The organism is Streptomyces sp. NPDC031554, assembly GCF_055580685.1.
Map to the genome: position 1 here is coordinate 235246 of NZ_JBVIKX010000005.1, position 10811 is coordinate 246056.

The window sequence follows — 10811 nt, forward strand, 5'->3', positions numbered from 1 at the left end:
GCCCCTCACATCCGGAAGACGCCGAACTGGGGGTCGCCCAGCGGCGCGTTGGCACAGGCGGTCAGGGCCAGACCCAGCACCTGGCGGGTCTCCAGCGGGTCGATGACCCCGTCGTCCCAGAGCCGGGCGGTCGCGTAGTAGGCGTTGCCCTGACGCTCGTACTGCTCCCGGATCGGGTCCTTGAACGCCTCTTCCTCCCCGGCGGGCCAGTCCTGGCCGTGCGCCTCCAGCTGGTCGCGCTTGACGGTGGCGAGGACGGAGGCGGCCTGTTCGCCGCCCATCACGGAGATCTTGGCGTTCGGCCACATCCACAGGAAGCGGGGGGAGTAGGCCCGGCCGCACATCGAGTAGTTCCCCGCGCCGTACGACCCGCCGACCACGACCGTCAGCTTGGGCACGCGCGTGCAGGCCACCGCGGTGACCATCTTGGCGCCGTGCTTGGCGATGCCGCCGGCCTCGTAGTCCTTGCCGACCATGAAGCCGGAGATGTTCTGGAGGAACAGCAGCGGGATGCCGCGCTGGTCGCACAGCTCGATGAAGTGGGCGCCCTTCTGGGCGGACTCGGAGAACAGGATGCCGTTGTTGGCGACGATGCCGACCGGGTGCCCGTGGACGCGGGCGAAGCCGGTGACCAGGGTCTGCCCGAACTCGGACTTGAACTCGGCGAAACGGGAGCCGTCCACGAGGCGGGCGATGATCTCCCGCACGTCGTAGGGGGTGCGGGAGTCGACCGGCACCGCGCCGTACAGCCCGTGGGGGTCGACCTTGGGCTCGACGGCCGCCCGCACCTCCCAGGGGAGCGGGCGGCGGGCCGGGAGGGTGGAGACGATGGTCCGCACGATGCGCAGGGCGTGCGCGTCGTCCTCGGCGAGGTGGTCGGTGACGCCCGACACCCGCGCGTGGACCTCGCCGCCGCCCAGCTCCTCCGCGGTGACGACCTCGCCGGTGGCGGCCTTCACCAGCGGCGGACCGCCCAGGAAGATCGTGCCCTGGCCGCGCACGATGACGGCCTCGTCGCTCATCGCCGGGACGTACGCCCCGCCGGCCGTGCACGAGCCGAGCACGGCGGCGATCTGCGGGATGCCGGCCCCGGACATGCGGGCCTGGTTGTAGAAGATCCGGCCGAAGTGCTCACGGTCGGGGAAGACCTCGTCCTGCATCGGCAGGAAGGCGCCGCCGGAGTCCACCAGGTACAGGCACGGCAGGCGGTTCTCGAGGGCGACCTCCTGGGCCCGCAGGTGCTTCTTCACCGTCATCGGGTAGTACGTCCCGCCCTTGACGGTGGCGTCGTTGGCGACGATCACGCACTCCCGGCCGGCGACCCGGCCGATCCCGGCGATCACGCCGGCCGCGGGGGCCTGCCCGTCGTACAGCCCGTCGGCGGCGAGGGGCGCCAGCTCCAGGAACGGGGAGCCGGGGTCGAGGAGGGTGTCCACCCGCTCCCTCGGCAGCAGCTTCCCGCGCGCGGTGTGCCGGGCCCGCGCCTTCTCCCCGCCGCCGAGCCGGGCCGCGGCGAGCTTGCCGCGCAGTTCCCCGACGAGCGCGAGGTGGGCCCTCTCGTTGGTCCGCCAGGCTTCCGACGCGGGGTCTGCCGCGCTGGTCAGCTCCGGTGCCTGCTCCATACCTTGCGGTCCCCTCACCCAGTGGTCGACTGGTTAATGAGCGTTAACCATTTCCACCAGGTTAACGAGCGCTAACCTCCCTGTCTAGAATTGTTTCCATGGCCACCAGAACCGACGCCCCCACCCGCCGCGAGCAGATCCTCAAGGAGGCCGCGCGGCTGTTCGCCGAACGCGGGTTCCACGGTGTCGGTGTGGACGAGATAGGGGCCGCGGTCGGCATCAGCGGCCCCGGCCTCTACCGGCACTTCCCCGGCAAGGACGCGATGCTCGCGGAACTGCTGGTCGGGATCAGCGGCCGGCTGCTGACCGGTGCGCGGCGCCGGGTGCAGGAGGCCGACGGGGCCGGGGCCGAGGCGCTCCTCGACTCGCTCATCGAGGGGCACATCGACTTCGCGCTCGACGACCGTCCCCTGATCACCCTGCACGACCGGGAGCTGGACCGCCTCCGCGACAGCGACCGCAAGCTGGTGCGGCAGCTGCAGCGGCAGTACGTCGAGCTGTGGGTGGAGGTCGTCCGCGAGGTCTATCCGGCGCTGCCGGAGCCGGCGGCCCGGTCCGCGGTGCACTCGGTGTTCGGACTGCTCAACTCCACCCCGCACCTGGGCAGGCCGGGTGTGCTCCCCGGCCGGGGCGCCACGGCGGACCTGCTGCACCGCATGGCCCGGGGCGCCTTCGGGTCGGCGGCGCGGGAGGAGTGACCCGGGCGCGGAGGCCGGCGGCGGAGGGCGGCGGCGGGGGAGGGGCGGCGGTCCCGGCGGGCGGGCCCGCGTGACGAGCGTTACCCCGTCCCCGCCCTGGACGCACCTCGTACTCGCCGGTACGGTGATATGAGCAAGCGCTTAGACAGGCCGAGGTACGTGGAGGTGGCGGCGTGCGCCGTACGGTGTTCAACGAGGATCACGAGGCGTTCCGGGAGACCCTTCGCGCCTTCATCGAGGCCGAGGTCGTACCCGTCTACGACGAGTGGTTCGCCGCCGGCCAGGCCCCGCGGGAGTTCTACTACAAGCTCGGTGAGCTGGGCATCTTCGGGATCAACGTCCCCGAGGAGTTCGGCGGCGCGGGCCTGGACAGCCACAAGTTCGAGGCCGTCCTGTACGAGGAGACCGCCCGCGCCGGTGTCCAGTTCGGCGGTTCCGGCGTGCACGTGCTGCTCGCCCTGCCGTACATCAAGATGCTCGCCACCGAGGAGCAGAAGAAGCGCTACCTGCCGAAGTTCGTCTCCGGCGAGGAGATGTGGGCCATCGCGATGACGGAGCCGGGCACCGGTTCCGACCTCGCGGGCATGAAGTCCACCGCCAAGCTGAGCGAGGACGGCACGCACTACGTCCTCAACGGCGCCAAGACCTTCATCACCGGCGGCGTCCACGCCGACAAGGTGATCGTCTGCGCCCGGACCGCCGCCCCGACCGCCGAGGACCGCCGTCACGGCATCTCCCTCTTCGCCGTCGACACCAAGTCCGAGGGCTACTCCGTCGGCCGCAAGCTCGACAAGCTCGGCCTGAAGACCTCCGACACGGCCGAGCTGGCCTTCGTCGACGTCAAGGTGCCCGTCGAGGACCTCCTCGGCGAGGAGAACAAGGGCTTCTTCTACCTCGGCCACAACCTGGCCTCCGAGCGCTGGGGCATCGCCTTCGGCGCCTACGCCCAGGCCAAGGCGGCCGTCCGGTTCGCCAAGCAGTACGTGCAGGAGCGCACCGTCTTCGGCAAGCCGGTCGCCCACTTCCAGAACACCAAGTTCGAGCTGGCCGCCTGCCAGGCCGAGGTGGACGCGGCCGAGGCCGTCGCCGACCGCGCCACGGAGGCCCTGGACGCCGGTGAGCTGACCCCCGCCGAGGCCGCCAGCGCCAAGCTGTTCTGCACCGAGGTCGCGCACCGCGTCATCGACCGCTGCCTCCAGCTGCACGGCGGCTACGGCTACATGAACGAGTACCCGATCGCCCGCCTGTACGCGGACAACCGCGTCAACCGCATCTACGGCGGCACCAGCGAGATCATGAAGACGATCATCGCCAAGGACATGGGCCTGTAAGCCGGCCGCAACTACCGCCCGGTACAACGGTCCTCATGAGCCAGGCACTACAGGATCTCCTCGATCTGCTCGACCTCGAGCAGATCGAGGAGAACATCTTCCGCGGCCGGTCCCGCTCCGCCGTCGTCCCCCGCGTCTTCGGCGGGCAGGTCGCGGCCCAGGCGCTGGTCGCCGCCGGGCGCACGGTCCCCGCCGACCGGCACGCCCACTCCCTGCACGCGTACTTCCTGCGGATGGGCGACCCCGGCGCGCCCATCGTCTACAACGTCGAGCGCATCCGCGACGGCCGCTCCTTCACCACCCGCCGCGCGGTCGCCGTCCAGCACGGCCGGCCGATCTTCACCCTGTCGGCGTCCTTCCAGACGTACGAGGAGGGGCTCGACCACCAGCGCCCGATGCCCGTCTCCCCGGACCCGGCGACCCTGCCGACCTCCGAGGAACGCCTGCGCGGCTACGACCACCTCCCGGCGGACGTCGTCGAGCGGTTCCTCGAGGCGCGCCGGGCCATCGACCTGCGGTACGTCGACGAGCCGCCGTACGGCAGGTTCGGCGAGCCGCGCGAACCGCACAGCCAGGTCTGGTTCCGCACCAACGGCAAGCTCGCGGACGACCCGCTGCTGCACGTCGTCCTCGCCACCTACGTCTCCGACATGACCCTCCTGGACTCCGTCCTCCTCGCGCACGGCCGCGGCGGCTGGGCGGTCGGGGACGTGGTCGGCGCCTCGCTGGACCACGCGATGTGGTTCCACCGCCCGTTCCGCGCCGACGACTGGCTGCTCTACGACCAGGAGTCGCCGTCGGCGCACGGCGGCCGGGGTCTGGGCCAGGCCCGCATCTACACGCAGGACGGACGGCTCGCCGTCTCGGTGATCCAGGAAGGCGTGGTGCGCGTCCCCCGGGAGGACTGAGGGGCGGCACGGCCCGCACGGAGGAACGGGGCGGCGGCGAGAACACCTTCACGGTGCCCGTCGCCGCCTTTCCGGAGCGACACGCCCTAGACCAGCCCCGCCTCCGCCAGCAGGTACGCCGTCATCGGGTCGTAGTGGCGGGGGCTGACGACGTGGTCGTCGAGGGGGACCGTCACCTGGACGGTGCCCTCGGCCTCGGCGAGGAACAGCGCCGGGTCGTTGCAGTCGGCGTACCCGACGGAGTCCACGCCGTGCTGTCCGGCGTAGCCCGCCCAGCCGTGGTCGGCGACGACCAGGTCCGGCAGCGGGCGGCCCGCGCGCTCCAGGGCGGTGAGGATCGCCTTCATCGGTTCGCCCGAGTGGGTGTGCCACAGGGTGGCGCCGTGCTCCAGCACCGCCACGTCGGCGAACTGCATGACGTACCCCTCGTCCGTCCGGAGCCCGTCGGGGATGACGACGATCTCGCAGCCGGCCCGGCGCAGCGCGTCCGCCGTGGCCCGGTGCACGTCCAGCAGCCCGCCCGGGTGGCCGGTGGCGAACAGCACCCGCTGCCGGTCCTCGGCCGCCTTGCGCAGCCGCCCGGCGAGCCGCTCCAAGCCGTCGACGGTGAGCCGGGGGTCGATGGTGTCCTGGCCGTGGCGGTACCCGGGGTCGTCGTTGACGCCGACCCGCTCCGCCATCACCGCGAGCACGTCCTGCTCGTCGGTCCAGCGGTCGCCGAGCTCCAGGCCGAGCCAGAAGTTGCGGACGCCGTTGGCCAACTGGCGGTAGTGGGAGAGGTTGTTCTCGCGCGGGGTGGCGACGTCACCCGCGATACGGGTCCTCACGAGGTGTTCGACGAGCTCGGCGCGGCTGGGTGTCCCGGGTATCGGCATGGCTCCCATTGTGGGGCAGTGGCCGGGGGGAGTCCGTGGTGTCCCGGGCGCTGGGACGCGGGTCACTCGCCCCGGCCCGCGCCGGTGGACTCATCCTCGCCGCAGGGCGAACCACAGCTCCATCCGTACGTCCGGGTCGTCCAGGTCCGTCCCCAGCAGGGCCGCGCAGCGCGCGATCCGCTGCCGCACGGTGTTGCGGTGCACGCCCAGCGCCACCGCCGTACGGTCCCAGCCGCCGTGCAGCGACAGCCAGCTGCGCAGGGTGGCCGCGAGCGTCTCGTCGAGGGGGGCGAGCAGCGCGCGGGCGTGCGCCTCGGCCTCGGCGGGCGGCACCAGGTCGGCGAGCGCGGAGCGCGTGCCGTGCCGGACCAGGGACGTGCGGGTGGCGCGGGCGCGGGCCAGGGCGCGGGCCGCCCGGACGTCGGCGGCCGGCCAGTCGGCGGGGTTCGCGGCGGAGCCGACCCCCAGCATCCATCCCGGCTGCGCGAGCGGCTCGCGCCCGCCCGGCACCAGGACCCGTACGACGTCGTCCCCGAGGTCGACCAGCGGGGACCCGAGCGCGGTGCCCAGCGCGGCGGCGGCCATCGCGTCCGGCGCCCGCCCCTCGGGCCGCCCGTGCACGACCTGCCACCGCTCTGCGCCGAGCAGCGGGGCCACGGACTCCGGGGCGGCGCCGAGCAGCAGCCGTACGAGGGCCGAGGAGCGGGCCGCCTCCGGGTCGCCGCGGTGCTCGCCGGTGAGCAGCGAGAGCAGGACGGCGGCGACGGAGGCGACGGTGTGGTCGCCGTCCGCCCGGCGCGGAGCGGCGATCCCGAGCACGAAGCCCCGGCCGGACCCGAGGGCGTAGGCGGCGAGCCGGGTGTCGCCGGTGGTGTCGGTGGCGGAGGAGGGGGTGGTCGCGGGGGCCGCCGGAGCGGTGGCCGTGCCCATCGGCGCCGACGGCGGGCCGGCCGGGCGCACGACCCGCGCCAGCCGTGCCAGCGCCGGACCCGCCTCGCCGTCCGGCTCCCGTCCCGCCGCCGCGATCTCCGTGCCCTCCGGGCCGTACAGCACCGCCCGGCCGCCCACCCACCGGGCCAGCTGCCGCAGCACCGACGGCACCGGATCCGGGCGGGACGCGGCGGCGGCGAGGCTCCGCTGGGCCTCGGCGACCCGGCGCAGCCCGTCGTGCCGGGCCTGTGCCATGAGCTCCCAGACCGCGCGGGCGACACCGGAGAAGGTGGTCCGCGGCGGGACCTCCAGCAGGGGCAGGCCCTGGGCCTCGCAGGCGGCGACCAGGGCGCGCGGCACGCTGTCGTGCACCGGCGCCAGGCCGAATCCGAGGGCCGCGCCGCCGGCCGCCACGATCCTCGCGACGTAGCCGTCGAAGTGGGCGTCCGGCCCCGCCGCCGTCTCGGGGACGTGGGCCCCGGCCGTCAGCAGCAGCTCGCCGCCCAGCAGGTACGGGTACGGGTCGGCCATCTCCGAGGTGTGCGCCCCGTGCACGGCCAGGTCCGGTTCGCGGGGCCCGGCGATCTGGCGCAGGGCGAGGTCCTCGCGGGCCAGCAGGGCGGCGAGGGGGACGGCCGGCGTGGGGGGCGGGGGCGGCGGAGGAGGGGGGAAAGGGGACGCGGGATCGGTCATGACGTGTGCGTTTCCTCCACTGGGTACGGCCCGGATGGAGGAAACGTACACTTCGCCGCCGCTCCGCGGCCGTCTAGGGTCGTCCCGACCGGCTCCCCGACCCGGCACTCGAACTCGTGTCCTGCACCGTCGCGGCTCCCAGTAGAGTCGGACACTGTGGGACGGATCAGTACATACACGACGGCGCGTAGGAAAGAAGGCAGCAGATGAGCAGCAGCGAGACGCCCCGCGGACCGGTCGACTCCTCGCGGGTGCCGCGGTACGCCGGTCCCGCGACCTTCGCCCGGCTGCCCCGCCTCGACGAGGTCGGCCGCGCCGACGTGGCCGTGGTCGGCGTACCGTTCGACTCCGGCGTCTCCTACCGGCCGGGCGCCCGCTTCGGCGGCAACGCGATCCGCGAGGCGTCCCGGCTCCTGCGCCCGTACAACCCGGCGCAGGACGCCTCCCCCTTCGCGCTCGCGCAGGTCGCCGACGGCGGCGACATCGCCGTGAACCCGTTCCACATCAACGAGGCCGTCGAGACCATCGAGGCGGCCGCCGACGACCTGCTGGGCACCGGCGCCCGCCTGATGACCCTCGGCGGCGACCACACCATCGCCCTGCCGCTGCTGCGCTCGGTCGCGAAGAAGCACGGCCCGGTCGCCCTGCTCCACTTCGACGCCCACCTCGACACCTGGGACACCTACTTCGGCGCCGAGTACACGCACGGCACGCCGTTCCGCCGCGCCGTCGAGGAGGGCGTCCTCGACACCGAGGCGCTCTCCCACGTCGGCATCCGCGGCCCGCTCTACGGCAAGCAGGACCTCACCGACGACGAGAAGATGGGCTTCGGCATCGTCACCTCGGCCGACGTCTACCGGCGCGGCGCCGACGAGGTCGCCGACCAGCTACGGCAGCGCATCGGCGACCGCCCGCTGTACATCTCCATCGACATCGACTGCCTCGACCCGGCGCACGCGCCCGGCACCGGCACCCCCGAGGCGGGCGGCATGACCTCCCGCGAGCTGCTGGAGATCCTGCGCGGCCTGGCCTCCTGCAACCTGGTCTCGGCGGACGTCGTCGAGGTGGCGCCCGCGTACGATCACGCGGAGATCACGTCGGTGGCCGCGTCCCACACGGCGTACGAACTGACCACGATCATGTCCCGCCAGATCGCGGCATCCCGCAAGGAGGACGACGGCCGGTGACCCACGACCACGACCTGGTGCTCCGCCCGACCGCCGCGCAGACGGAGGCGGCACTCGACCCGCCCCCCGGCCGCACCGGCGGAGACCTGGTCGTGGAGACGCTGGCCGGTCTCGGCGCGACCACCGTCTTCGGACTGCCCGGCCAGCACGCCCTCGGCGTGTTCGACGCCCTGCGCCGCTCCGGCCTGCGCTACGTCGGCCTGCGGATGGAGAACAACGCCGGGTTCGCGGCGGACGCGTACGGCCGGATCACCGGCGAGGCTGCCCCGCTGCTGCTGTCCACCGGCCCGGGCGCCCTCACCTCCCTGCCCGCGCTCCAGGAGGCGGCGGCCGCGTCCGCCCCCGTGCTGGCGATCAGCAGCCAGGTCCCCACCCGCGGGCTGGGCGGCGGCCGCCACGGCCACCTGCACGAACTCCCCGACCAGGCGGCCTCGTTCCGGGGGGTGGTCAAGTCCGTGCACACGGCGCGCACGGCGTCCCAGATCCCCTCCGTGATCGCGGAGGCCTGGAAGTCGGCGCTGACCGTCCCGCCCGGGCCGGTGTGGGTGGAGATCCCGCAGGACGTCCTCGTCGCGGAGACGGTCCTGCCCGTGGTGACGGCGATGGACGCCACCCCGGACGAGCTGCCCCCGCGCCCCGAACTCACGGCGCTCGCCGCCCACCTGCTGTCGAACGCCGCCCGTCCGGCGATCATCGCGGGCGGGGGAGTGGTCCGCTCCGACGCCTCCGGCAAGCTCAGGCAGCTCGCCGAGCGCCTTCGGGCGCCGGTGGTCACCACCCCCGGCGGCAAGGGAGCCTTCCCCTGGACGCACCCGCTGTCGCTCCGGTCCTGGCTGGAGGACCGCCACACCACCGACTTCCTGGAGGACGCCGACGTCCTCCTCGTCGTCGGCTCCGGCCTCGGCGAACTCTCCTCCAACTACCACACGTTCCGGCCCCGCGGCCGGGTGATCCAGATCGAGGCCGACCTCGGCAAGCTGGAGTCCAACCACCCGGGCGTCGGCATCCACGCCGACGCCCGCCTCGCCCTCCAGGCGCTCCTGGAAACGGTGGAACGGCGCGAGGACCAGGGCGCCCCGGAGCGCGTGCGGGAGGTGCTGGACCGCGTGCGCGAACGGATCGACGCCCAGGACCTCACCCTGGAACAGCAGGTGCTGGCGGCGGTCCGCCGGGCCCTGCCCGCCGACTCGCCGTCCTTCTGGGACATGACGATCCTGGCCTACTGGGCCTGGTCCGCGTTCGACGCCATGGGACCCAACCACCTGCACTCCGCCCAGGGCGCCGGCGGCCTCGGCTACGGCTTCCCGGCCGCCCTCGGCGCGGCGGTCGCCGACCCCACCCGCCCGGTCCTCGCCGTCTCGGGCGACGGCGGCGCCCTCTACTCGATCGCCGAGCTCGCCACCGCCCGCCAGCACGACCTGGACGTCACCTGGCTGATCGTCGACGACGGCGGCTACGGCATCCTCCGCGAGTACATGACCGACGCCTTCGGTGAAGCCACGGCGACGGACCTGACCGGCCCGGACCACGTCGCCCTCGCCGAGTCCTTCGGCGTCCCGGGCGTGCGGACGTCCCCCGAGGCACTGGAGGCCGACCTGGCGCGGGCGCTGGCGTCCCCCGGCCCCTCGGTGGTGGTCCTGCCGGCGCGACTGCGGATGTTCGCCCCGACCCACCTGGGCGGACGGCGGCGGCCGGCCGCGGGGAGTCATCCCTCGCGGCCGGCCGTGTCCGTGTGGAGCCGTTCGCCTACCAGATCGCCTCGACCCACTCCGGGTGGTCGATGAACGGGTTGCGGTTGTGCTGGTAGGTGTCGTAGATGGCCTGGTTGCGCTTCTCCTCGAAGGCGCTCGGCGGGTCCTGCTCGTTCCACGCCTTGAGGACGGAGAGCTTGCCGATGTACGGGTTGCTGCCGTTGCCGACCTTCTCGTTGGGCTCCAGGTCGGCGAAGCCGTCGCCGCCGTCGTAGCGGACCGCCATGTAGAGGATCATGCGGGCCACGTCGCCCCGGTCCGCGGCGCGCGGCGCGAAGGAGTCGGAGTCGACGGTGCTGCCGCCGCCGTTGGTGACCGCGCTGCCGCCGTTGTCGAAGTCCAGGTTGCCGCGGGTGCTGTTGACCTGGACGTCGCAGGCGCGCAGGTGGTGCAGGTCGGTACCGGGACCGGTCACCTCGCCGAAGTCGCCGTGGGACTTGGCCCACGTGTGCTCGCGGTTCCAGTCGCCGACGTCGCCGCCGTTGAGGGACTTGCTGCGCGAGACGCCGCTGTACAGCAGGATCACGTTGTTGCTGTTGTTCGGGTCCTGGTCGGTGACCTTCAGGGCGTTCCAGACCGCGGAGTACGAGATCTTCGTCTGGCTGCTGATGATCGTGTGCAGCGAGGACTTCAGGCTCGTACCCGTCTTGCCGACCGCGTTCTTGTAGTACGTCGAGTCGTACGCCGTCGTGGTCGCCGCGGCGGGGGTCGCGGTGAGCGCGGGCACGGTGAGGCCGACCAGGACGGCGGTGGTGGCGAGCGCCACCGGCTTCCATCGGCGTATGCGTGTCGTCAGCATGGGGGGAGTCCGATCTA

General features: G+C 73.3%; 8 protein-coding genes and 1 pseudogene. 5 read left to right on the forward strand and 4 right to left on the reverse strand.

All coding sequences use genetic code 11. From position 1 onward, the window contains the following. Positions 1-5: 5 nt before the first annotated feature. Entirely contained in the window at positions 6-1622 is a 1617-nt protein-coding gene (locus tag ACZ5FU_RS15840; RefSeq protein ID WP_468644090.1) for a carboxyl transferase domain-containing protein, read from the reverse strand. 98 nt (positions 1623-1720) lie between these two features. Here ACZ5FU_RS15840 and ACZ5FU_RS15845 point away from each other — a divergent pair, with 98 nt between their 5' ends. The 3 genes from ACZ5FU_RS15845 to ACZ5FU_RS15855 all read left to right on the forward strand — a co-directional run bounded on the left by ACZ5FU_RS15845 (position 1721) and on the right by ACZ5FU_RS15855 (position 4559). After that, positions 1721-2320, forward strand: coding sequence for an SACE_7040 family transcriptional regulator (locus ACZ5FU_RS15845; RefSeq protein ID WP_451526588.1), 600 nt, complete (start codon positions 1721-1723; stop codon positions 2318-2320). 173 nt (positions 2321-2493) lie between these two features. Next, on the forward strand, positions 2494-3651 hold the full coding sequence (locus tag ACZ5FU_RS15850) for an acyl-CoA dehydrogenase family protein (RefSeq protein WP_451526589.1): 1158 nt from the start codon (positions 2494-2496) through the stop codon (positions 3649-3651). A gap of 35 nt (positions 3652-3686) precedes the next feature. Next, positions 3687-4559: an acyl-CoA thioesterase gene (locus ACZ5FU_RS15855; protein WP_451526590.1), complete on the forward strand. Its 873-nt coding sequence runs from the start codon at positions 3687-3689 to the stop codon at positions 4557-4559. A gap of 86 nt (positions 4560-4645) precedes the next feature. Here the strand turns inward: ACZ5FU_RS15855 and ACZ5FU_RS15860 are convergent, their stop codons facing one another. Both ACZ5FU_RS15860 and ACZ5FU_RS15865 read right to left on the reverse strand, forming a co-directional pair. Then, a complete protein-coding gene (locus ACZ5FU_RS15860; protein WP_451526591.1) occupies positions 4646-5434 on the reverse strand; it encodes a phosphatase in 789 nt (262 codons plus the stop codon). Between the two features lie 90 nt (positions 5435-5524). Further along, complete coding sequence (locus tag ACZ5FU_RS15865) at positions 5525-7057, reverse strand: PucR family transcriptional regulator (RefSeq protein ID WP_469045455.1); 1533 nt, start codon at positions 7055-7057, stop codon at positions 5525-5527. A gap of 206 nt (positions 7058-7263) precedes the next feature. Between ACZ5FU_RS15865 and speB the strand changes: the two genes are divergently transcribed. Next, a complete protein-coding gene (gene speB / locus ACZ5FU_RS15870; RefSeq protein ID WP_468644084.1) occupies positions 7264-8244 on the forward strand; it encodes an agmatinase in 981 nt (326 codons plus the stop codon). Then, positions 8241-9920, forward strand: a pseudogene (locus tag ACZ5FU_RS15875) (thiamine pyrophosphate-binding protein); the annotation flags it as partial. The gene speB and the pseudogene ACZ5FU_RS15875, both read left to right, overlap by 4 nt. A 70-nt stretch (positions 9921-9990) precedes the next feature. Here ACZ5FU_RS15875 and ACZ5FU_RS15880 read toward each other — a convergent pair. Next, positions 9991-10794 (reverse strand): endonuclease I family protein, encoded by an 804-nt coding sequence (locus ACZ5FU_RS15880; RefSeq protein ID WP_451526595.1) that lies wholly within the window; start codon positions 10792-10794, stop codon positions 9991-9993. Positions 10795-10811 lie beyond the last annotated feature (17 nt).